The organism is Acinetobacter sp. BY419, assembly GCF_019038395.1.
Taxonomy (GTDB): Bacteria; Pseudomonadota; Gammaproteobacteria; order Pseudomonadales; family Moraxellaceae; genus Acinetobacter.
Map to the genome: position 1 here is coordinate 1 of NZ_JAGFXZ010000012.1, position 22716 is coordinate 22716.

Sequence of the window (22716 nt, forward strand, 5' to 3'; positions counted from 1 at the left end):
TGAGGATCAGAAAGCTTGTTTGAATCGATGTATTTCATCCGCAGATTATGCACGAATGCTAAGAAATCTGGAGTGCAAATATTAACCAAAAGAAGATCGTTTTTTGATTTATGAAAGAGATCTATTAAACATATGGGTTAATTTTCGTATAGTCATTCAACTGATGGCTTTAATCCTCCTAAAATTTATAAAATTACAGGCTTTCCAAATATGAAAATACCAAAAATAATTCATCAAATTCATACAAAAGGAATACATTTCTTATCTGAAGAGGATAAAAAAGCAAGAGCCCTCCTTCAAAAAAATAATCCTGATTGGGAGTGCCGTTTTTATGATTATAATGACATGCTTAACTTTATTAAAAATCATTATTCTTCCAGATATTTAAATGCGTTTCTTAAAATAAATCCATTATATGGTGCTGCACAAACTGATTATTTTCGATATTTGTTGCTTTACAGATTAGGTGGGGCATATTTTGATTTAAAAAGTTTTACCATCTGTAGTTTAAATGACATTCTTTTAGAAGGTGATGAGCTGCTTGTCTTTGAATGGCAAGGAGGAGCAGTTGAATACGAGGAGTTCGGAAAGCATAAACAAATTAAAAGAGGTAAAGAATATCAACAATGGAATATTATTTCTTCGCCCAATAATCAATATTTGGCCAACGTGATTGAAAAAGTAACAGAAAATTTAGAAAACTATACTTTTATTAAATTCGGATATGGTTGGGATGGCGTACTCAACACCACCGGACCTATTCCCTATACGAATGCAATCGACGAAGTTACGGATAAGCATGGACTACGTTGTCTAGGGAGCAGTTGTCAAAATGGAATTATTTATAGGGATAATTCTGCACCAAGAAGATTAGATCGCACCCACTATTCAAGGCAAAATAAGCCAATTATTAATTCAGACAGCTTTTTTAAAAAAGTAGAAGTTGCATTATTATTAATCCTCTTTAAATGCCTTTCTTTTCTGAAAAGATATCTTAAGAAAATGATCTATTAAACATCAAAATTAAAACCATAAAATTATTCATGTGAAATGTTGGTTAATCTGTTGATTTAAAAGTATTTATATAAATTTAAAAATGATTCTAGTGTGTTTTTTATTCATTAAAAGTCACGGTTTCTAGCTGTAAGAAACAAATGCAAGAATAAAACTATGCGTAGATGAGAACCGGCCTGATTATTGTACTTCTAATCGTAGCGATGCTTGGTCTTTTACCGATTAGCCGAACAGTAGTGCATTGAGATCACAACAAGCCACAACAACAGCGCGCATCACAATGTCAAAATCCCGAGTCATGATGTAATATAAAATCCATCATGATTATAAGTATCTATCTACTTAGATACGACACTGAAAGGATTACAGCATGCAACAAGAAGTCATCATTGTCGGTGGTGGGATGGTGGGCTTAAGCCTCGCACTGATGTTGGTAAAAACCAATATTGCGGTCAAACTTTTAGAAGCCGTCAAATATCCAGATTATGATGATGAAAATCTTGCACCGTATCATTCCAGTTTTGATGCGCGTAACAGTGCCTTATCACGCCGTAGTGTGCAGATCTATCAGGAACTTGATCTTTGGGGTGCACTACAGGAACATGCCACGCCAATTCTGGAAGTCAATATTACCGAACAGGGCAGTTTTGGTAAGGCGCGTTTAGTTGCAGAACAGGAAAAAGTTGAAAGCTTTGGTCAGGTCATTGAAAATGCCTGGCTGGGTCGTGTGCTTTTAACCCAAGTTAAAAAAGAACCGCTGATTGAGCTGATTGATGGCGTACAGGTGACTTCACTGACTCAAGATGCAGATTTTGCTTATATCCAGGCGCAGCGCGGCGAATCTTTACTAAAATTACAGTCCAAACTGGTTATCGCAGCCGATGGGCGGGATTCTTTCTGTCGTAAAGCCTTGGGTATTGGTGCTTCAGAACATTATTATGATCAGGTCGCAATCGTGACCACCGTACAAACTTCGAAACCGCATCATCATGTCGGTTTTGAGCGTTTTAGTCATTTAGGGCCTTTGGCGCTACTGCCATTGCCGGGTGAATATCGCCGGTCAGTGGTCTGGCCAGTGAAAAAAGGCACAGAAAGTGAATGGTTAAGTGAAGAGAATGACCAGCATTTTCTGGATGCCTTGCAGGACACTTATGGTGACCGTGCCGGAAAGTTCCAGAAAACCGGTCGTCGTTTTAGCTTTCCACTCTCTCAAGTCTTGGCTGAAAAGCAGGCGGTGGGTCGTGTGGTACTTATGGGCAATGCTGCGCATACCATTCATCCGGTCGCCGGGCAGGGTTTTAACCTGTGTATGCGGGATGCGCATGTATTGGTACGTTACCTGAAAGAACAGCAGGCGCAAGCCGCAGACTTGGGGGATGCCGTGGTATTACAGGATTATGAAAAATCCCGTCTTAATGACCAGCAGCGTGTCATCAAGTTCTGTGATTCGGTAGTGCGTGGTTTCAGTAACCAGAATCCATTTTTAAAGCTGATGCGTAATACAGGTTTAGTCGCCTTTGATACTGTTCCTGGCATCAAGCCACTCGTTGCAAATTATGCCATGGGGTTGAAAGCATGAGCTTAAAGCAAAATAACGAAATACTAGATGTCGTCATTATTGGCGGTGGACTGGTCGGTGGACTCACGGCACTATTGCTGGCCCAAGGTGGCGTGCAGCCTACAGTTCTGGATGCAGCACCGATTCTGGATGCAGATAAAACCTTGAATGTGGCCAATCCACGTGTGCTGGCCTTAAGTCAGGCCACTATTCACCTGTTAAAAACGGTAGGTGTCTGGGACAAACTGGCACGTCAGCAGCCTTATACCGGCATGCAGGTCTGGAATAAAAATGGCTATGGTGAAATCAATTTCGGCCAGCCTTCAGAAAAAACACCATCAGTAGAACAGGCTTTAGGCTCAATGGTGGAGCCGAGTATTCTGAATCTCGCCATTCAGCAAAAGATGCTTGCAGATGTACAGGATTATCGTACCCAAGTCAAAGTCAGTCGCGTCGAACGTGGGGTAGGTGCGTGGATCATTCATCTGGCAGATGGCACTCAGCTCAAAACCAAACTGGTCATTGGTGCAGATGGTGCAAACTCCTTTGTCCGTGAGCAAGCCTTTATTGATATTGATGTGCTGGATTACAAACAGGCCGGGATCAGTTGTGCGATTAAAACGGCTCAGCCACATCAGCACATGGCGCGTCAGGTTTTTCTGGAAACCGGCCCCCTGGCTTTCTTGCCTATGGCAAGTCTTAAAGCAGAAGAGCAGGGACATTGGCAGTCGATTGTCTGGACTTTACCAGAGGATTATGCCGAAGAATATGCTGCGCTTTCAGGAGCCGAGTTTAGCCAACTGTTGACTCGTGAAAGTCATCATATGCTGGGTGAAGTCCTAGAGGCGACCCCACGTGCCACTTTCCCGCTAAAAGCCCGTGCGGCTCAACAATATGTTCAAGATGGCTTGGCCCTGATTGGGGATGCCGCACATGTAATTCATCCACTGGCAGGTCAAGGGGTGAATATTGGCTGTCTGGATGCAGCCATACTCTGTGATGTTTTGCTGCATGACCAAGCACGTGGCGTATGGGCACATGAGCAGACCTTGAAACGCTATGAACATCGCCGTAAAGGCCAGAACGATGCCATGATGCATAGCATGTCAGCGATTGGCTGGATGGAAACGACTGGATTCTTTCCGATCGTTTGGGCACGTAATTTCGGCCTGAAACAGGTGGAAAATCAGCCAATATTAAAAGAGGCATTTATGGCGCAGGCCAACGGTTTGAGTTTACTTAAAGACACACGTTACGCAGCTTAAGATAGAAATGTAAATTTTTTAAACAAACACCCATCAAGAGTAACGATTTTGTTTAAAAAAGATACGATTTTTTTATGTTTGGTACTAGGCGAAGCCCAAAGAGATTGCTAAATTTCACTTAATTCAACACCTGGCTTGGAATACCAAGCCAGCGCCATTTTTGGGGAGATGCAAATGACAGACATGAATGATTATGATGATGACGTTGAAGATTCAATTGTTGACGATGATGAAGCAAAAGCAGCTGAAAAAGGCGCGGTCGATAGCACAGAGGTCGTCAATGATACCGATCTTGTAGAAGCTGAAACCTTGACTGTCACTGCAAAGTTAAAGAAGCGTCAGGCACTTGAGGATGAAATTGCGGCTTTCCTTGCGAATGGTGGTCGTATTGTTGAAGTTCCAGCAGATGAATCAGTAGCTAAAGAGTAAGTCTTTGATTGATTTGGCTCTATAAAAAAACACCACATTAGTTGTGGTGTTTTTTTTTGCAAAGCAAAACCTAAAAGAAACATCTAGAACATTAATCGTTGGCCGAAGTTAGTTCTAAAGCACGCTGATAAGCGATTTTCTTTTTGATACCGGTTAGATCTGCTGCCAGTTGTGAAGCAGCTTTAACCGATAGATCCTGTAATAAGCGATTCAATAATTTATCCAGCTTTTCCTGATCCAGATCTTTTTCTACGGTGGCACCGCCAATCACCAAAACAATTTCACCTTTTTGCTGATTGTGATCATTGGCAATGAATTCAACCAACTCACCTAAGGTCATTTTCTTGATGGTTTCAAAGGTTTTGGTAATCTCACGCGCAAAACCGACAGGGCGATCTGCACCAAATACACTCACCATATCTTTAACGCACTCCAGAATTCGATGCGGTGCTTCATAGAAAATCAAGGTCTGGGTTTCATCTTTCAGTTTTTCCAGATTAAGCAGGCGCTGACTTTGTCTGGATGGCAGAAAACCTTCAAAACTGAAACGGTCACTCGGCAAGCCCACTGCACTTAAGGCCGCAATCGCAGCACAAGCACCGGGCACAGGAATAACACGGATATTATGTGCTTGAGCAGCCCGGACAAATTTAAAGCCAGGGTCGCTAATCAGGGGAGTACCCGCATCACTGATCAGGGCCATATCCTCGCCATTGAGCAGGCGCTGAATCAGCTGATCAATCTTGTTGCTTTCATTATGTTCATGACAGGCAGTCAAAGGTGTTTGAATATTAAAGTGTTTAAGCAACTGTGCTGAAGTTCGTGTATCCTCAGCAGCAATAAGACTCACCGACTTCAACACCTGAATTGCACGATAACTAATATCATCTAAGTGCCCGATTGGAGTCGCAACAACAAATAACTGAGCACTCATAGGTTTCTCCATGTGGAATAAATTGAATAATAAAAAATGGAAGATTAAAAATAAAATATTAGGCTTGTGTTTAGTCAGCTACATCAGCAGCGTACAAGCAGAAGTGTTGATTATTCTACCCGAATCCGGACCTTTGGCGCGAGCTGCATCGAGTATCAAACAGGGATTTCTCAGTGCCTATGCTACTCCAGGACAAAAAGTTCCACTGAAATGGGTCAATTCCAATCAGAAAAATATATCGCGGTTACTTAAGCAGCATGTCAATAAAAAGACCAAAATGGTGGTGGGTCCATTGGCACGTAGCGATGTGGAACAGTTGCTGAAAAGCAAACCGAAAGTACGCACACTCAGCCTGAATGATGTGGCCGAGTCATCGCCACAGGTCTGGCAATTCAGTTTATCCAAAAAAGAAGATGCCGCTGCCTTAAAAACCTTATTGCACAAAGACGGAATTCAACAGCTGCTGATTTTACGCCAGCCGGGCAGTGAAGCCGAGCATGAACTGTTGCTGATGTCTTTATTCAGTCAGAGTGATCTGAAATTTAAGATCCTCAACAAGGCGCCCATATTTTTAATGCCGAAGCAGGGGCTCCTATTTCTCGGCAATGCAGAGGGGCTGACTGCGATACCCGAATTAAACCACAAGCGGATGTATACCGTGGCCAATGCGATTAGCGAGCAGCATACGCCGCCGCAAGGGATCAAGTTCTGTGATGTTCCGGTGCTTTATCTGGCTGACTGGCCGGATGTTCTACAGGCCTATGCCAAAGAACCGGTCAATCTGTCCTATCAGCGACTGATTGCCTTCGGGGGCGATGCCTGGCAGATTACCCAGCAGTATTTGTCCCAGCCGCATTTGCAGAATATTGAATTTCAGGGCAGAACTGGCCGGATACAGATCACTGAGCACGGTATTCAGCGCATTCCACAATGTTTTCAGTATAGCGGCACCGGCGTCAAGCTGCTTTGAACGAGGGATGAGTGATGCGACAGCAATTAGGTAAATGGGCAGAGCAGCGAGCAGCTCAACTGATGCAACAACAGGGCTTTCAGTTGCTAACAGCCAATTATTACAGTCGTTATGGCGAGCTGGATCTGATTCTGGTGCGTGAACAGGAGCTGGTCTTTGTTGAGGTCAAAGCACGTGCACACACCCGATATGCACAAGCCATCGAGTCGGTTTCTACAGCAAAACAGGGCAAGATGCTCAAGACGGCCATGTGTTTTATCCAGAAAAATCCACAATTTGCACACTATTACTATCGTTTTGACGTGATTTGTTTTGATTTTAAACAGCAATTTGCAAAAACCCTACAGCATGACTTTTCGCAATACCCTTATGATCTGGAATGGATTGAAAATGCTTTTACTTTTGATCAGGAGTTTATTAATCTCTGAACAAAATAAGGTCTAAAGATGCTTATATTTACTTCAAGATCATTGTAAAGTTCAAGCAGAATTGACATGATCTGAGTGTGAAACAGATTATTAGATTGAAAAAAGACGTAATAAAATGAAGGAGTCTTGCTGAGTGGTTAAGCGTATTGCAATAACAATGCTGTGTGTCGCAAGTTTATCAGGTTGTGCCAGTTTTATTTCCAGTGGCACAGGTACGGCTCCTGTAGGAACTGAAAGTGGGGCGCGTACTTTGGGGCAGGTGTTTATTGATTCCTCGATTGTCCGTACCGCAAAAATAAATCTTTATAAACTGGATTCGCGCTTCAGGCAGGCTCGGGTCAATATTGAAAGTTTTCATGGTAATGTCTTGCTAACTGGTCAGGTACCGGATGCCCATCTGAAGCAACTGGCAGAAGACAATGTCAAATCCATGAGTGATGTTAAAGCAGTACATAATTTTATTACTGTCGGTAATCAGATCGGCTATAGCACCATCATGCAGGATACTGCGGTGACTGCAAATACCCGTGGCCTGATTATGAAAGCCACAATAGTTTCGGACAGTAAAGTACATGTGCATACGGAAGATGGTGTGCTGTATGTGATGGGACGCTTAAACAGTGCCGAGATTGCTGACCTGAATCAGGTATTACAACAAGTGGGTAATGTCACCAAAATTGTGACTCTGGTCGATAACGTTGAGCAATATTCAAGTCTGGCCAATCAGAACTTTGCTGCACCTGCGTATGCGCAGCCAGGGATTGAGCAGACGCCGGTTGCAATTGATCCCGATACAGTTGAACCGACCTATGAACCATAAGGTCGGTCAGTTTAAAACCCAACTTTCACATCGTATTCTTCAGTTTCAGCAACAGTATCAAGATTTCAGGTTATACGATTTTGGCAGTTATGCCCTAAATCGTTTAACTCCGAAACAGGGTTACACGCTCGAAACCCAATTGGCCTATGGTCTAAAATCCCGGCAACGTTTTGATCTGTTTCGTAGTCAGCAGCCTTTGCCGCATCGCCCCCTGATTGTTTTTGTGCATGGTGGCGCCTGGTTGCATGGCGATAAAAAGGACTACCAGTTTATTGGTGAGGCCTTTGCCAAAGAAGGCTACGATGTGGTGGTGATGAATTATCATCTGGCGCCACAACATATTTTCCCGGCCTATATTCATGATCTGCATTTGTTGCTGAATCATTTACAGCAGTCTGCCAACCAATTAGACATCCATACTGAAAATCTGGTCTTGATGGGACATTCTGCCGGGGCATTCAATGTCATGTCAGCCTTGTATCATCCACAATCTGCCAGTATTGATCACAGTCAAATTCGTGCGATGATTGGCCTGGCTGGCCCTTATCATTTTGATTATAAGAATGATCCAATTTGTGCCGGTGCTTTTGATCAGGCCGTGCCATATCAGCAGGTCATGCCATACTATTTTGTAGAAAATACCCCGATCCGGCATTATCTGTTTATTGCCGAGAAAGACAAGATCGTAGGGCATTTTAATAGCCAGGATTTGCACCGTGTGCTGAAAGAAAAGGGTAATCATAGCCATTTGATTCATATTCCGAAACTTGGCCATATTACGATTGTGGGTTCGCTCTCCAGTTTGTTTAGCCAGTTTTTCCAGACCAAGTCACAGGTGCTTTGGGCGCTTGAGGATGCATTTAAATCCCCAGACTGATGGCTGGATTAAACCCAGCCCAATACATAAAAAAGGATCCAGGGGGATTATCCACTGGATCCTTTTTTTGAGGCTTTTAGCTAAATGCACGTTCGAATACGAACTTATAGCCAGGTTTTGGTATCATCTGCGACTGCCGTACCTTGAGTCACATGCATGATCATGGCATGTGCAATACTGCCTTTAAACGGAATTTCCGGCAGCTGATCGAATTTAAAGAATTGCGCATCGCTGATTTCTTCTTGTTGTAACTCGATTTCACCCGCGGCATATTCAGCTTTGAAGGCAATCATCAGATTACTTGGAAATGGCCAGGGCTGGCTGGCCAGATACTGAATATTCTTAAGCTGCAGACCGACTTCTTCTAGCGTTTCACGACGTACTGCATCTTCCAGGGTTTCACCAACTTCGACAAAACCGGCAATCAGGCCATACATCTGGCTTTTGGTATTGCGCGCATTTTTGGCCAGCAGAATCTCGTCTTTGCCTTTGGTAATGACGGTAATGACACAAGGCTGTACCCGTGGATATTGACGATAGTTGCAGGATGGGCAGACCATTGCATATTCAACAGTATGCGCTTCAGTGGCTGTGCCACAATGACTGCAAAATTTGTGATTACGGCGCCATTCTAACAACTGTACTGCACGGCTGGCCTGTTCGAATTGCTCGGTATTCCAGAACTGTAACAGCTGACGGATTGGAATCAGCTGCAAGCCTGCAGGAATGGGCTCATCGGGAAGGAGGTCACGGGCGATCACCTGATCACCCGTGTGGAGTAGCAAATCACTTGCTAAGGCTTCAACCTGTGGAAGTTGAAAGTGTTGATCGACCAGCAGTTGCTGTTGTTGAAAAATATAAGCAAGTGATAATTTGGACATTAGGCAACTATTTTGAGCTTCTCACTACTGTCCAATGCTACCTGAAACATCGCCTGTAATACAGGCTGTTTGTTCTTTAAGTTATCAATCATCATGTCGGCACTGGCCAGCGTGTCTAAAGCACGATGAATCTCTTCCGGGGTTAATGCAATTGACAGATCAACACGGTTTTTGATGAATGCAGCTGTGGTGGTGAATGCCGTACGAACATGTTCTGCATTCAGGAACAGCATCGCCCCGCCAATTTCACAGAACTGTACCGACACTGGTTCGAGTGCAGTCAAGTCATGATCTTGCAGGTAATTGTTCAGAACCTGGCTGGAAAGCTCAATCAGGGCCTTGGTTTCAGTGAGTAAAGCAGCATGTGCTTCATCCAGGCGGTCCAGAGAAATATTCATGTTGTTGACGCGCAGCTGCAAACGGCTCGAGGTGTGATGACGTTCCAGTACCCCAATCGAGTTCATGGCAGACAGAATGACATTCATTAATTGCTGGGCAAAGTTGGCATCTTGCATCATCTCGGACTGGCTCAGCGTAGCGGCCTGACGGGTCAGATCATGATAGGCTTCATTCAGGTTCAATACCTTGAAAATATTCGCCAGATTATTCAGTTGTGCCTGCAATTCCTGGGTTTTTTCAGGCGTCATGTTCTGATAGTTGAACTCGATGTCATTACGAATTTGTGCCATTTCTGTGGTCAACAATTCGCTAATGGTATGCATCGTTTCAAAGTCTGGCCCGTACAGATGGCGACTGAAGACCTGTAACTGCATATCGGTCAGCAGGTCATCACCAATATTGAGCTGGCTACGGATATATTGCGCAGTGTCATCTTCCTGACTGATGCACAGACTCAGAACATTGGCTAAATCAGCCAGCGAAGCCTTGAAACCGTCTGCTGAACTAAAATATTGTGCCATGTTGCGTTCAATGCTCACCAGTGTGCGTAGACGTGGCTCATTAATCAGCAGATGATCAATATTGTTGAAGGCGACATAGACCAGATTCCAGTACTGTTTGCTGGCATGTTGTTCTGACAGTCCGGCCAGATAGGCACCCACCAGTTTGATGGTTTGCAGGTCCAGTTCACTTTCTTCCTGATGGATCAGCTTGTTCAGTGACAGTTTATACAGGCGGTGTACATATTCGGATTTTTCCAGACTTGGTGCTTGTGGTAGTGCAAAATCAGGGGTGATGCAATCTAGCAGCGATTCTATGTGCTGACCTTCAGTCGTCAGTGGTTTACCCAAAGCCAGTTCCAGACGGTTCAGGGTGTCTAGTAAAAACTGTGGAATCTTCACTTCACGCAGGCAGATAAATTCAATATAGCGTTTCAGCATGGTGGTGCCTTCACTCAAGGCGATGACATCCTGAGTATTGACTCGCGCCGGATTCCCCATAATCTTGCGCATCAGTTCGGCTGAATATTGAGCAACTTTTGCCAGGCTGGACATGTCAATGAGTGCCAGAACCTGGGCGCATTGTTCAAACTGATTTAATGCATCATCAATGCCAAAAGGTAAAATCTGGTCTTCTACCAAGGTGCTTACTGCTGATTCGACTAACTTGATCGAGTTATCAACCTCATTTTTTATTATCAGTAAGGCTGTTGGATCAAAATGTATAGAGGTTTGGTAAGACATGATCTGCACCTTTCCTGGAGTGTTATCTGTATATGAGCCCCGCTTTAAAATGCGGGGCCTCTTTGTATTTAACTATAACTGAAGAACGATAGTTTTAAACCTAAACTATCTCCGGAAATGTAGATTTTATTTCGCGAAAAGGCAAGCAGTTCCATGTTTTTCTTCAAATTGTTTGACCCATTTCTCATGTTCCTGCAATTCTTGTTCTGACGGAAGAATCACAGGCAGTTCAATTTCAACTCTGGCCATCCCTGAGCGGCTGTTCTGGTCTTCAGAATGCGACAGGGCATCGATATCAAACGATACCTGGCCACCGGTCATCGCCAAATAGACATCGGACAAGATTTCTGCATCGAGTAAGGCGCCGTGGAAAGTACGGTCGCGTTTTGGAATCTCGTAACGGCGTACCAGGGCATCTAGCGAGTTTTTCTGCCCAGGATACTTGGATTTGGCCAGCGCCAAGGTATCTGTGACTTCACAGACTTCTGATAGGGCTTTAAAACCAGCACGTTTGAATTCCATATCTAGGAAGTTCATATCGAAGCTGGCATTATGAGCGATGATTTCTGCACCTTTTAAATAATCAAACAACACTTGAGAAATTTCTTCAAAGAGTGGTTTGTCTTGCAGGAACTCATCGGTAATCCCGTGGACATTGACCGAGTCGCCCACGGGCGTTTTTGGATTGGTATAGATATGAATCGAGCTTCCAGTCAGTTTGCGGTTGATCATCTCTAGCGCACCGACTTCGATGATGCGGTCACCATCCTGATAATAAAAACCGGTGGTTTCAGTATCCAGAATCAGTTGACGTGGGCCGTGCGCATGTAAGGTTGCCGGTGTAATCACAATCTGGGGATGTAGCTCGCTACGGGCACTGGCTCCCTCTACAGCTTGCAGTTCGGAATCGCTTTGCTCAGTGCCGGTAACTTCTTCCACGTCATTGATTTCTTCTGGCAGATCTTCCGGATCTCCTTCGCTTTCGGCCAGGTCCAGACCAAAAGGATCGTCTAATAACCAGTCAGGTTCAGATTTTTTTTTATCTTCAGAAATTGAAGAAGCTTTTTTGGATTTTTTCAGGGTTTCATCGGCGCCCTGGTTGGCCAGCTGATCGGCCATTTCATTGCCCGGATGTCCAGAATGACCTTTGACCCAGTGCCATTCGATCTCGCGTCCTTGGCAGACTGCATCCAGTTTTTGCCACAGGTCCGGGTTTTTGACATCTTTCCAGTTTTTCTTTTTCCAGCCGTGAATCCATTCAGTAATGCCTTGTTTGACATAATTTGAATCGGTATAGATCACCAGTTTGTCTTGTTTGTCACAGAACAGAATGCCTTCAATCGCAGCGGTCAGTTCCATACGGTTGTTGGTGGTATGGTCTTCACCACCACAGAGTTTGTGTTCTTGCTGTTCATTAACAATGTACGCACCCCAACCGCCTAAACCCGGGTTGCCGCGACAAGCGCCATCAACATAAAGTGTGATAGTGTGTGACATAGATTAAATCCGATCAAAATAGAACAAACTGGAAGGGTTATTGTATAGCGCAAATGCAGTCGATCAATCTATATGTTCCGGATTTTTTAATTTCTTGTAACATTTAACGTGAATTCGCGGTAAATTATTGCCTTGTGTCTTCAATATGCTTCACTACAATGGCATATCTAAAAAATAAATTTATATACGAGTTGTTTGGATTTCTTTATGTATAAACCAACCGCAATCTTGTGGCAGCCGACATTACCTACATTTCTAAAATTTTCTGTACTGGGAACTGCACTTGCTTCCCTGGGACTGACGGGCTGTTCATCTACACAAAATGCGTCCCAAACAGCGAAAAGCAAGCAGATTGGATCACAATATCTGGATGGAAGCAGTCTGGACGGACTGGAAGATTTACTCTCTGCAACGGATATGCGCGCAGTCGAAGGCGATCGTTTACAGATTCTGAAACATGGTGATGTGTGGAAACGTATGACCGTAGGTTTCAAGATGGATTTAGGTGTCTGGAATCCGCGGATTGATGCGCAGCGCGGCTGGTTTATTTCGCGGCAGCCTTATCTGGACCGTTTAAGTGCGCGTGCATCACGTTATTTATATTATACGGTAAAAGAAGCAGAACGCCGTGGCATGCCAACCGAGCTGGCGCTATTACCGATTATTGAAAGTTCTTATGACCCGGCAGCGACCAGTAGTGCGGCAGCGGCAGGTTTATGGCAGTTTATTCCAAGCACAGGCCGTATTTATGGTTTAAAGCAGACGCCCTTATACGATGGTCGTCGTGATGTAGTGGAATCGACCCGTGCAGCCTATGAATTTCTAGGCAGTCTGTATAACCAGTTTGGTTCTTGGGAATTGGCGCTCGCTTCTTATAATGCTGGCCCAGGACGGATTCAGCAGGCGATTAACCGCAACAAGGCCGCAGGTTTACCTACCGATTATTGGTCATTGAAACTGCCACAAGAAACCATGAGCTATGTGCCACGTTTCCTGGCGGTTGCACAAATTATTAAAACTCCAGGTAGTTATGGCGTGAGCCTGCCACCGATTGCCAACCGTCCGCATTTCCGTGAAGTCCCTGTGGGCGTTGCCAGTTTAAATGAAATTGCAGCTATCACCGGATTGAGCCGTGCAGAACTGTATCAATTAAACCCGGGGCATCGTGGCGATCATATTGATCCTGCAAGTCCGCGCCGTATTCTGATTCCTGCTGACTTAAGTCCTTCAGTCGATGAAAAGCTGAAAAAATTATCCGGTTCAGGTGGGTTGTGGGCAGGTAGCGTGAACAGCTTGCCGAAAAACACGACGACAGTGGTACCGAGCAAAGCTGCGCCTCCAGAATTAAATGTGAAAACGATTACGCCTTCAAAACAGACCCCACCAGTTGTTGCAGGTACTCGGCCTGTAACGACAGTTGCCAAAACAACGGCTCCAGCAAAAACAGCCACTACTGCACCTGTGGTGACCGCAGCTGTGAGTACGGCGACGACGGCAAATACTGTTACACAGACTACGAAAAAGCTTTCGACGCCTCTAGGCTCATCTGCCTTAGCCAGTTTTGCTGCACAAAGTGATCTGCCGATTCCAAGTGCGCCACGTATTCCAGTAGCAGTGACGCCTGCAACGCCTGTGAAACAGATTCAGGTCGAACCACCGATTTCTGCCGCTGAGCGTCAGCAAATTCAGCAGGTGGCCACCGCACAGGATATTCAGAAAACTGTGGATGAAATCCTGCAGCCTGTTGCAACACCAGCGGAACAGGCTCAGGTGGTTGAAGAGCTGAAAGCATTGGCGCCAGCAGGCACAGAAATTGTTGATCCTTATGATGGCAAAATCAAACTGACGGCTATTCAAACCAGCCTGTCTGTGGCTGAGCAGCAAGGCAAGGAGCTCACCAAAGGCTTCTCTTATCCGAAAGAAGTTGCCGACAATACCACTGCGACTTCGGTTGAAGCCCGGTTGAATCAGGGTAAAAATTACGTCAAGACCGATTCTGAAGTGGTGGTAGTCGCACCTAAGGGCAAACGCAGTACCTATAAAGTCTTACCGGGTGATAATCTGGCCCTAATTGCGGCGAAAAATGGGGTGAACTGGCGTGATGTAGCGAAATGGAACCAGATCGATCCAAACTCTACGCTTTATGTGGGAACCACGATTTATCTGTATGATGCCAAACCTGTACAGGAATCCAGCAAAGCCAAAGAAAAGCCGGAAACTTATGTGGTTCAGGCCAATGATTCTCTGACCAGTGTAGCGGCCCAGTTTGGTTTTAGCGTGAAACAATTGGCTGACTTTAATGGCCTGAATACAAATAGCGGCCTGTTCGTTGGTCAGAAGCTGTCACTCAAAGAACCGGCTGCATCCAAAGTTAGAGTAGAAGACACTAAAAAAGCTGAAACTACCAAAGTTCAGACCAAATCCTATACGGTGAAACGCGGTGAGTATCTGAAACTGATTGCCGATCGTTATGGGCTTTCAAATGCCGAGCTGGCATCCTTAACATCGGGGCTGACTGCGGGTAGCAGTTTGATGGTGGGGCAGAAAATCAATGTGCCACTTCAGGAAGTTGAAGAACTGACGGCATTGACCCAGAAGACTGAACAGAAGTTTGAAAATGTTAAAGTCGATCAGACTGCAACTGAAAACTATCAGGTCAAAAGTGGTGAAACCCTGTATAGCATTGCCAATCAAAGCAAGCTCAGTGTATCTGAACTGGCAGCTTTAAATGGTTTTGCGGCCAATAGCGGTTTACGTATGGGCCAGACGGTCAAGATTCCAGCCGGCAGTCAGGTGCCTGAAACTTACACGGTACAATCGGGTGATACGCTGACCGGCATTGCAGCAAAATACAATCTTTCGATGGACCAAGTGGCGAGCCTGAATAGCATGTCACGTAATGCCGGCTTACGCGTGGGGCAACGCCTGAAACTGAGTGGTGAAGTTGCTGAACCAGTAGTACGTGAAGTGGTCGCTGAAACTGCAGCGAAGAATGTAAAATCAGATTCGCATGTGGTGAAATCAGGTGACACTTTAAGCTCTATTGCGCGTCAGTATCATCTTCAGGTTAAATATCTAGCCGATTTAAATGGTCTGAATGCCAATAGCAACGTACGTATTGGTCAGCGTCTAAAAATTGAGGGTGATGTTCCGGCGGATAAAAAGGCTGAAGAGACTAAGGTTGTGGTCAAGAGCACTAGCACAAAAGCAACTGAATCCTATACCGTCAAGTCAGGTGAATCCCTGAATGCAATTGCCAGCCGCTTAGGCATGAGCGTGACTGAGCTGGCTGAGTTAAATGATCTGAGCCCGCGTGCCGGATTACGTGTCGGTCAAACGCTGCAAATTCCAAAATTGGTGAGTGAATATAAGGTCAAACGGGGCGATACCTTGATCGGTTTGGCCTCACGTTATGGTCTGAACAGCAATCAGTTGGCGGAAATGAATGAGCTAAAACCGAGTGCACAATTACGTATTGGTGATGTGATTAAAGTACCAAATTAATTCATCGTGAGATTTTTTAGTTTATTTGTTTTAAGCATGGTTGTCCCGCTGGTCATGACTACCAGTTGGGCAGCCGTGATCACCACGCCTTATATTGCGCTACATAGCCATCCGAAATATGCTCAGGCCAAATCTCTGCCTTATGCCAACCCGCAAGCCTCGAAGGGTGGTGTGCTTATTCTGGCTGCTGATGGTAGTTTTGATAATTTAAACAGCATGAATGGCAAGGGGAATGTCACTGAAGGCATCAACTATATTTTTGACAGCTTGCTGTCTAAATCACTGGATGAGCCTGGGGTGTATTATCCCTTGCTGGCGGAAAAAGTCAGTTTTGATCCCCAAAAAACCGCGTTTATTATTTTCCATTTAAATCCGAAAGCACGTTTTAGTAATGGGCGGCCCCTAACTGCAGCAGATGTCAAATACAGTTTTGACTTGTTTCAGACCCAGTCCAATTTTGGCCTGCAAATGTATCTGGCCGACATCAAAAAAACAGAGGTTCTATCCCCTTTACAAGTCAAAATGCATTTTAAATCCGGACATAATCCGGAAATGGCCATGATTGTCGCGCAGATGCCAATTTATTCTAAACGGGAATGGCAAGGGCGTAATTTTAAAGACCTGACTCTGAAACCGATCCTGGGTTCAGGGCCCTATGTGATTGAACGTATAGATGCCGGACGTAGTATTGTCTACAAGCGTAATCCCCGCTATTGGGCGAAAGACTTGATGGTCAATCGCGGGCGTTATAATTTTGACCGGATTCAGTATCGTTATTATCGTAGCCCGGAAATTAAATTCGAAGCCTTTAAGTCGGGCCAATTTACCTTGCATGAGGAAAAACAGGTCAATCGCTGGGTAAGAGATTATCAATTTCCTGCAGTTCAGCAAGGCCAAGTAAAACGTTACCGCTTCCGGCATCAAAACCCGATTCCGACCCAGAGTCTGGTCTTTAATACCCGACGTCAACCCTTTGACGATATCCGTTTCCGGCAGGCCTTAAGTTTCGCCTATGATTTTGAATGGCTGAATAAAGCCATGTTTTATGGTGAATATCAGCGCCTGAACAGCTTTTTTTCCAACAGTGACCTGGCTTCGCGTGGACGGTCAAGTGCCCAAGAGCTGCACATTTTAAAGCCACATTTAAAACATCTTGATCCGGTTCAACGTCAGGCGGTACTTCAGGACGGGCAATATCCTCGGTCGGATGCCTCCGGTTTTAACCGGAACAATCTGTTAAAAGCCCGGCAATTGCTGTTAAAGGCCGGTTATCGTTATCAACAGGGTCGGTTGGTCGACGTTTCGGGTCAACCGGTACAGATTGAGTTCCTGCTGCATCAGGTGGAACAGCAGCGTTATCTGATGCCTTATCTGCGTCATCTAAAACGTTTGGGCATTCAGGCACAGGTCCGAATGGTAGAAACTGCGCAATATTATGAACGTCTGCGAAATTATCAGTTTGATATGATTGTCGATACCATGCCTCAATCGCTGACACCGGGGCAGGAGCAAAAACAGTTCTGGGGCAGCCAGGCTGCAACGCAGGCGGGAAATTACAATTATGCCGGGATTCGAAATCCTGCTATTGATGCCGTGATTCAACAGGCGATTCAGGCACAAAACCGTGAACAGCTGGTAAATAGCACGCGAGCCTTGGATCGTTTGCTGAGGGCAGGTTATTATCATGTTCTGACCTATGGTACTGGCGAATACTGGTATGCTTACTGGAACATGTATCAGCAGCCCCAGCTGAAACCTAAACTTTCTGCCGGCATTGATTACTGGTGGGTCGATGCAGCAAAGGCCAGACAGGTGGCCGATTATTTCAAACAGCATTAAGCTCCAAGCCTATCAGGGAGTGCCATGAGCACTTATATTCTCAAGCGTCTGTTGCTGATGATTCCAACCTTGCTGATCATTTTACTGATCAATTTCATGGTGATCCAGCTGGCACCAGGGGGGCCAGTGGAGCAAGCGATTTATCAGGCACAACAGGTCAATGGTTTAGCACATACCGGATTGCAGTATCAGGGACAGCAAGGCCTTAGGCCTGAGATGATTGAGCAGATCAACATTCAGTATGGCTTTGATCAACCGCTGCATCTCCGCTTTTGGGAAATGTTGAAGCGCTACGCACAATTCGATTTAGGTACCAGTTTTTTTAAAGACAAGGCCGTGACTGAACTGATCTGGGAGAAATTACCGGTATCGCTCTCTTTGGGTTTGTGGAGTACCTTGTTGATCTATCTGGTCTCCATTCCTCTGGGCATCATAAAAGCCCGAAAGCATGGCAGCCTGTTTGATCAGACGACCTCTTTAATTCTGGCTGTGGGCTATGCCATCCCAGCCTTTATTTTTGCCATTTTACTGATTGTGTTTTTTGCTGGCGGGTCTTATTTGCAATGGTTTCCTTTGCAGGGACTCAGCTCTGAAAATTTTGCTGAACTATCCTTCTTCGAAAAAATTCAGGATTATTTCTGGCATATGGCCTTGCCACTGTTGGCCATGGTGCTTGGCGGGTTTGCCAGTTTGACCTATCTGGTGAAATTTTCCTTTGTTGAAGAGCTGAGCAAGCAATATGTCCTGGCTGCGCGAGCCAAAGGTTTAAATGAAAATGCAGTCCTGTATCGGCATGTATTCCGTAACGCCATTTTAGTGCTCGTTGCAGGGTTGCCAGAAGTATTGATCGGGGTGTTTTTTGTTGGAAACCTGTTTATTGAGATTATCTTTAATCTGGATGGGTTGGGTGTTTTGGGTTTTGAGGCCATTATCCAGCGAGACTATCCGGTGATTTTCGGCACTTTGTTTGTTTTCACCTTACTTGGTCTGATACTGCGTTTACTCAGCGATTTGCTCTATCAACTGATTGATCCGCGGATTCATTTTAGTTCGCATCGAGGATTACAATAATGTCGTCCTTGATGCAATTGCGCTGGCAACGATTTAAGCAGCACAAACTGGGATTTGGCTGTTTTATTGTTTTTAGTATTATTTTTATTATTTCTCTGGGTGCAGAATTCATTGCCAATGATAAGCCCTTGCTGGTGAAATACGATCATGCTTTATATCTGCCTGTCTTAAAGTCTTATCCGGAAACGACTTTTGGCGGATTATTTGAAACGGAAGCGGAGTATAAAGATCCCGTCGTACAGCAACTGATTGCGGAAAAAGGCTGGGCCATCTGGCCCATCATTCCATTCTCTTATCAAACGCCAAATCTAGAATTGGCCGTACCGGTTCCATCGCCACCGAGTACCCAGAACTGGCTGGGGACAGATGATCAGGGCCGCGATGTTCTGGCGCGGATTCTATATGGCTTGCGGATTTCACTTTTATTTGGTTTTGCGCTGACCTTATTGTCTGCAGCGATCGGAATTTTGGTGGGGGCTGTGCAGGGCTATTATGGCGGCTGGATTGACCTGATCGGGCAACGCCTGCTCGAAGTCTGGAGCAGTTTACCCATGCTGTTTATGGTCATGGTGCTGGTCAGCCTGTTTACTCCCAATATTTACTGGTTATTTCTGATCATGCTGTTATTTGGCTGGACCACTCTGGTCGGCATGGTACGTGCTGAATTTCTACGCGCACGAAATCTGGAATATGTCTGGGCCGCCAGAAGTATTGGGGCCGGTGAGGGGCGAATCATGTTCAGGCATATATTACCGAATGTCATCGGTTCAAGTCTGTCGCAACTTCCCTTTATGCTGACTGCCAATATTACCGCACTGACAGCGCTGGATTTTTTAGGTTATGGTTTGCCACCCGATTCGGCATCCTTGGGAGAGCTTTTGCTTCAGGCCAAAAACAACTTAAATGCACCGTGGCTGGCTTTGTCCGGATTTTTTAGTTTAGCGATTGTGCTGAGTTTGCTGATGTATATGGGAGAAGCAATACGAGATGCTTTTGATCCAAGACACTAAATCGGGCCAACACTCTATCCGACAAAAATAAGCAGATGAAAATTGTGTAAATTTGACAAGACTGATTGTCAATTGTTCTGGCTTACGTTATAAACAAGTACAAAATAAAAGTAATATCAGGACAGAGCATGACCCAATTGGCCGATTCCATTCAAATTCGTAATAGCACTTTCAAAAACCGTATTATTAAAGGCGCCATGAGTGAAGCACTTGCCAATGATGCAGGTCAGCCCAATCAGGGGCATTTCAAGCTGTATGAATCTTGGGCCGAAGGTGGTTTGGGGTGTGCCATTACCGGAAATGTTATGGTGGACTTTCGTGCCAAGAATGAGCCGGGCGTTGTGGTGGTAGAAACCGAACGCGATCTGGATCAGCTTAAAATATGGGCGGAAGTGGGCAAGCAGCATGGCATGATACAACTGGTCCAGTTGTCACATCCGGGTCGTCAATGTCCCAAAGGCTTAAATAAAGAAACGGTCGCGCCGTCTGCAGTACCGTTTAGTCCGGCACTGGCGATGAGCTTCGGGACACCACGTGCCCTGACTGAAGAGGAAATTCTGGATATTATCCAGCGTTTTGCCACTTCAGCTCGCATATGTGAAAAAGCCGGTTTTGAAGGTATACAGTTACATGGCGCACATGGCTATCTGATTAGCCAGTTTTTATCTCCGCTAACCAACAAACGTCAGGACGAATGGGGTGGTAGTATCGAAAACCGCACCCGCTTTCTGTTGGAAACTTATCAAGCTGTCCGTGCTGCAACCTCGGAAAATTTTATTATTTCAGTCAAACTGAATTCAGCCGACTTCCAGCGCGGTGGTATCTCGGAAGAAGATGTCATCTATGTCTTTAAGGCGATGGATGCTGCGGGCATCGATATCATTGAGGTGTCAGGTGGTAGTTATGAAGCACCTGCCATGGCTGGCGTCAAAGCAGAAAAGCGTAAGGCCTCGACGGTTGCCCGTGAAGCCTATTTCCTCGATTTTGCCGAAAAAATCCGTCAGGAAGTCAATTGCCATATCATGGTTACTGGCGGGTTCAGAACAGTTGAAGGCATGAATGCTGCACTCGACAGTGGCGCCTGTGATTTTATTGGTATTGCACGTCCCTTTGCAGTAGAACCGGATCTGGGCGATCGTCTGATTGCAGGTCAGGATGTACGTTATGCGGTTGAAAAAATTAAAACCGGTATTCCTGTGGTCGATAAAATGGCCATTATGGAAATTATCTGGTATGCCGCGCAGTTTAAGGAAATTGCCAAAGGCAGGCAGCCTGATCCGAAACTGTCACCGTTAAAAGTCTTTTTGCAGTATCTCAAAGGCAATGTCAAAGCAGTGATTAAAGGACAGTTAAATTCGCGTAAATCAGCTTAAATTAAAATAAAAAAAAGGGCACCTTGAGGTGCCTTTTTTTATTTATTCAATAAATTATTTAGGAGTAATGCATTGCCTCGGTCTGGAAAGGGAGTAGTAACTGACTCAGTTGACGGGTCGCCCATAAGCCGATTTCAGTATGATGCATATGTGGTGAAGTATAGGGAATCAGCAAATCAATTTTCTGTTCCGCACCTTCGCAACGCATAAAACGACTTTTCAATTGATTTAAGCGTTGCTGATCTATACGGTTCATTGCAGACTCTACTTTCACCTGTAATGGCGCTGTGCTACGTGAAGACAGGCGAGTTGCTAAAGTCGCACCCTGAATCCAGTCTTTAATGATCTGTTTTTCGGTCGCATTGAATACTCCAAACATTTTACCGTTGGGGTGATCAATCATTTTCCAGAAACGGCTTTGTTCCACTGGTGCATCTTTTACAATCCAGCCTTTTTCAGTCATTACATTCAAAAATTCGGCAATCTGGACAGGATCGGATAACCAGTCATTGATGGTCTTGCCACTAAACTGACATTTCTGATTATGAATATATTGGCCGATTAGCGCTTTGTTCTGGAACACTTTTAAAGCCATATGCTCAATATCCAGTTCCTTAATGATCTGAGAGGAGCTTTTACCGATGTCATTCAGTACATAGCCTTTTTTAATCAGATCAAGATAATGATCTGGGCTTTCGGCAAGCGCATAATGCTGTACAAAGGCTTGCAGGGATTTCTGCGCATGGCCATTATGGGCATTATCAATGGTAATGTGTACATTGAAGTAATGTGGATCAATGCCCAGTTCAGCCAGTTCATAATTGGTAATTAACAGATGTAGCGGTAACTGTTCATAGCCGAGATTAAAGCCAATGACCAAAGGTAAGTATCTGGCTGGGGCATAAGCCAGTGCCAATTGCACGGCAGCCTGCTCATAGTAACTGGCATCCAGCTGCTCCGCATAACTGTTCAGCTCATAGTGACTTAGCAAGTCCTGATACATGGTGACATGATTGGCACGCGGATGTCCTAAACCGAGCTCTTCCAGATAGATGTAAATCAAATCTTTCAGCTCAGGCTGATTATAGTTTTGTACGGTCGAATATAACCAGGCACCATCCACCCGTTTAACCGGTGCAACTTTCGCCAGAAATTCGAAAGCATGTGAAACCGTTGGAAAATATTCCCGAGCTTGTTGCTGTTTACGACGGTTTACATAGGCTTGAAAGGTGGTACAAATTTGATGATGCTGTGCTAAAAGATGCTGCTCAACCTGTGCCGGTTGATCTAGCCATCCTAATGTATCTATATTTAGATTTTTAATCAGATCGCTTAAATAAGATTCGGCTTGTTCAGTTTTAGTATGCGTCGAAATTTCAGTATCTTGAAAAAAGTCGACCCAATCCTTAAAGCTTTTAAATTGATAATTATGATTTTTATTTGGCGATAAAGGTAAACTTAGCTCTGTGCTGACGAACATAATCTGATCCTTGCAGATTTCTCTTGATTTACCTTAACGTGCCCTCTAAAACCAGGGTGTTGAATTTTTGTTCTAATTTATTGGTGTATTGCTTTAAATGAAAATGAACGGATATTTATATGC

The 22716-nt window shown here is 44.8% G+C and carries 18 protein-coding genes; 13 read left to right on the plus strand and 5 right to left on the minus strand.

The window, feature by feature from the left end; translation table 11 throughout:
- Positions 1-210: 210 nt before the first annotated feature.
- The 4 genes from KUG37_RS06305 (at position 211) to KUG37_RS06320 (ending at position 4266) form a co-directional block, all read left to right on the plus strand.
- Entirely contained in the window at positions 211-1014 is an 804-nt protein-coding gene (locus KUG37_RS06305) for a glycosyltransferase family 32 protein (protein ID WP_216936607.1), read from the plus strand.
- 370 nt (positions 1015-1384) lie between these two features.
- The gene (locus KUG37_RS06310) at positions 1385-2593 is read left to right on the plus strand and encodes an FAD-dependent monooxygenase (protein WP_216940316.1); all 1209 of its coding nucleotides are present in this window, start codon (positions 1385-1387) and stop codon (positions 2591-2593) included.
- Complete coding sequence (locus tag KUG37_RS06315; protein WP_216936605.1) at positions 2590-3837, plus strand: FAD-dependent monooxygenase; 1248 nt, start codon at positions 2590-2592, stop codon at positions 3835-3837. Before KUG37_RS06310 ends, KUG37_RS06315 begins: the two co-directional genes overlap by 4 nt.
- A 174-nt stretch (positions 3838-4011) precedes the next feature.
- On the plus strand, positions 4012-4266 hold the full coding sequence (locus tag KUG37_RS06320) for a hypothetical protein (RefSeq protein ID WP_216936604.1): 255 nt from the start codon (positions 4012-4014) through the stop codon (positions 4264-4266).
- 91 nt (positions 4267-4357) lie between these two features.
- Here KUG37_RS06320 and rsmI read toward each other — a convergent pair whose 3' ends face one another.
- Positions 4358-5200: a 16S rRNA (cytidine(1402)-2'-O)-methyltransferase gene (gene rsmI / locus KUG37_RS06325; protein ID WP_216936603.1), complete on the minus strand. Its 843-nt coding sequence runs from the start codon at positions 5198-5200 to the stop codon at positions 4358-4360.
- A 10-nt stretch (positions 5201-5210) separates the two neighbouring features.
- Here rsmI and KUG37_RS06330 point away from each other — a divergent pair, with 10 nt between their 5' ends.
- The 4 genes from KUG37_RS06330 to KUG37_RS06345 all read left to right on the plus strand — a co-directional run bounded on the left by KUG37_RS06330 (position 5211) and on the right by KUG37_RS06345 (position 8295).
- On the plus strand, positions 5211-6170 hold the full coding sequence (locus KUG37_RS06330) for a penicillin-binding protein activator (protein ID WP_216936602.1): 960 nt from the start codon (positions 5211-5213) through the stop codon (positions 6168-6170).
- Positions 6171-6184: 14 nt separating this feature from the next.
- Positions 6185-6598 carry a YraN family protein gene (locus KUG37_RS06335; RefSeq protein ID WP_216936601.1) on the plus strand — a complete coding sequence of 138 codons (414 nt, stop codon included), beginning with the start codon at positions 6185-6187 and terminating at the stop codon, positions 6596-6598.
- Positions 6599-6731: 133 nt separating this feature from the next.
- Entirely contained in the window at positions 6732-7418 is a 687-nt protein-coding gene (locus KUG37_RS06340) for a BON domain-containing protein (protein ID WP_216936600.1), read from the plus strand.
- Positions 7408-8295 carry an alpha/beta hydrolase gene (locus KUG37_RS06345; protein ID WP_216936599.1) on the plus strand — a complete coding sequence of 296 codons (888 nt, stop codon included), beginning with the start codon at positions 7408-7410 and terminating at the stop codon, positions 8293-8295. The genes KUG37_RS06340 and KUG37_RS06345 overlap by 11 nt, the downstream gene beginning before the upstream one ends.
- Positions 8296-8399: 104 nt before the next feature.
- On the opposite strand, the gene nudC is transcribed toward KUG37_RS06345, so the two are convergent.
- The 3 genes from nudC to dnaQ all read right to left on the minus strand — a co-directional run bounded on the left by nudC (position 8400) and on the right by dnaQ (position 12316).
- The gene (gene nudC / locus KUG37_RS06350; protein ID WP_216936598.1) at positions 8400-9176 is read right to left on the minus strand and encodes an NAD(+) diphosphatase; all 777 of its coding nucleotides are present in this window, start codon (positions 9174-9176) and stop codon (positions 8400-8402) included.
- Positions 9176-10819: a chemotaxis protein gene (locus KUG37_RS06355; RefSeq protein ID WP_216936597.1), complete on the minus strand. Its 1644-nt coding sequence runs from the start codon at positions 10817-10819 to the stop codon at positions 9176-9178. The genes nudC and KUG37_RS06355 overlap by 1 nt, the downstream gene beginning before the upstream one ends.
- Before the next feature lie 126 nt (positions 10820-10945).
- Positions 10946-12316, minus strand: a complete 1371-nt coding sequence (gene dnaQ, locus KUG37_RS06360) for a DNA polymerase III subunit epsilon (RefSeq protein ID WP_216940317.1) — start codon at positions 12314-12316, stop codon at positions 10946-10948.
- A gap of 207 nt (positions 12317-12523) precedes the next feature.
- Here dnaQ and KUG37_RS06365 point away from each other — a divergent pair, with 207 nt between their 5' ends.
- The 5 genes from KUG37_RS06365 to KUG37_RS06385 all read left to right on the plus strand — a co-directional run bounded on the left by KUG37_RS06365 (position 12524) and on the right by KUG37_RS06385 (position 21113).
- Entirely contained in the window at positions 12524-15820 is a 3297-nt protein-coding gene (locus KUG37_RS06365) for a LysM peptidoglycan-binding domain-containing protein (RefSeq protein ID WP_216936595.1), read from the plus strand.
- A 36-nt stretch (positions 15821-15856) separates the two neighbouring features.
- Positions 15857-17659, plus strand: a complete 1803-nt coding sequence (locus KUG37_RS06370) for an extracellular solute-binding protein (protein WP_216936594.1) — start codon at positions 15857-15859, stop codon at positions 17657-17659.
- A gap of 24 nt (positions 17660-17683) precedes the next feature.
- Positions 17684-18730 (plus strand): microcin C ABC transporter permease YejB, encoded by a 1047-nt coding sequence (yejB, locus tag KUG37_RS06375; RefSeq protein WP_216936593.1) that lies wholly within the window; start codon positions 17684-17686, stop codon positions 18728-18730.
- Positions 18730-19740 (plus strand): ABC transporter permease, encoded by a 1011-nt coding sequence (locus KUG37_RS06380; protein ID WP_216936592.1) that lies wholly within the window; start codon positions 18730-18732, stop codon positions 19738-19740. Before yejB ends, KUG37_RS06380 begins: the two co-directional genes overlap by 1 nt.
- A gap of 128 nt (positions 19741-19868) precedes the next feature.
- Positions 19869-21113 (plus strand): NADH:flavin oxidoreductase/NADH oxidase family protein, encoded by a 1245-nt coding sequence (locus KUG37_RS06385; RefSeq protein WP_216936591.1) that lies wholly within the window; start codon positions 19869-19871, stop codon positions 21111-21113.
- A gap of 58 nt (positions 21114-21171) precedes the next feature.
- Here the strand turns inward: KUG37_RS06385 and KUG37_RS06390 are convergent, their stop codons facing one another.
- Positions 21172-22593 (minus strand): iron-containing redox enzyme family protein, encoded by a 1422-nt coding sequence (locus KUG37_RS06390; RefSeq protein WP_216936590.1) that lies wholly within the window; start codon positions 22591-22593, stop codon positions 21172-21174.
- Positions 22594-22716: the final 123 nt, after the last annotated feature.

Coding starts and splice junctions, on each gene's coding strand:
- nudC (WP_216936598.1), bottom strand. CDS start 9,176: ATGTCCAAATTATCACTTGCTTATATTTTTCAACAACAGCAACTGCTG.
- KUG37_RS06370 (WP_216936594.1), top strand. CDS start 15,857: ATGGTTGTCCCGCTGGTCATGACTACCAGTTGGGCAGCCGTGATCACC.
- KUG37_RS06345 (WP_216936599.1), top strand. CDS start 7,408: ATGAACCATAAGGTCGGTCAGTTTAAAACCCAACTTTCACATCGTATT.
- KUG37_RS06390 (WP_216936590.1), bottom strand. CDS start 22,593: ATGTTCGTCAGCACAGAGCTAAGTTTACCTTTATCGCCAAATAAAAAT.
- KUG37_RS06380 (WP_216936592.1), top strand. CDS start 18,730: ATGTCGTCCTTGATGCAATTGCGCTGGCAACGATTTAAGCAGCACAAA.
- KUG37_RS06315 (WP_216936605.1), top strand. CDS start 2,590: ATGAGCTTAAAGCAAAATAACGAAATACTAGATGTCGTCATTATTGGC.
- KUG37_RS06355 (WP_216936597.1), bottom strand. CDS start 10,819: ATGTCTTACCAAACCTCTATACATTTTGATCCAACAGCCTTACTGATA.
- KUG37_RS06320 (WP_216936604.1), top strand. CDS start 4,012: ATGACAGACATGAATGATTATGATGATGACGTTGAAGATTCAATTGTT.
- dnaQ (WP_216940317.1), bottom strand. CDS start 12,316: ATGTCACACACTATCACACTTTATGTTGATGGCGCTTGTCGCGGCAAC.
- KUG37_RS06310 (WP_216940316.1), top strand. CDS start 1,385: ATGCAACAAGAAGTCATCATTGTCGGTGGTGGGATGGTGGGCTTAAGC.
- KUG37_RS06385 (WP_216936591.1), top strand. CDS start 19,869: ATGACCCAATTGGCCGATTCCATTCAAATTCGTAATAGCACTTTCAAA.
- KUG37_RS06335 (WP_216936601.1), top strand. CDS start 6,185: ATGCGACAGCAATTAGGTAAATGGGCAGAGCAGCGAGCAGCTCAACTG.
- KUG37_RS06305 (WP_216936607.1), top strand. CDS start 211: ATGAAAATACCAAAAATAATTCATCAAATTCATACAAAAGGAATACAT.
- yejB (WP_216936593.1), top strand. CDS start 17,684: ATGAGCACTTATATTCTCAAGCGTCTGTTGCTGATGATTCCAACCTTG.
- KUG37_RS06365 (WP_216936595.1), top strand. CDS start 12,524: ATGTATAAACCAACCGCAATCTTGTGGCAGCCGACATTACCTACATTT.
- KUG37_RS06330 (WP_216936602.1), top strand. CDS start 5,211: ATGTGGAATAAATTGAATAATAAAAAATGGAAGATTAAAAATAAAATA.
- rsmI (WP_216936603.1), bottom strand. CDS start 5,200: ATGAGTGCTCAGTTATTTGTTGTTGCGACTCCAATCGGGCACTTAGAT.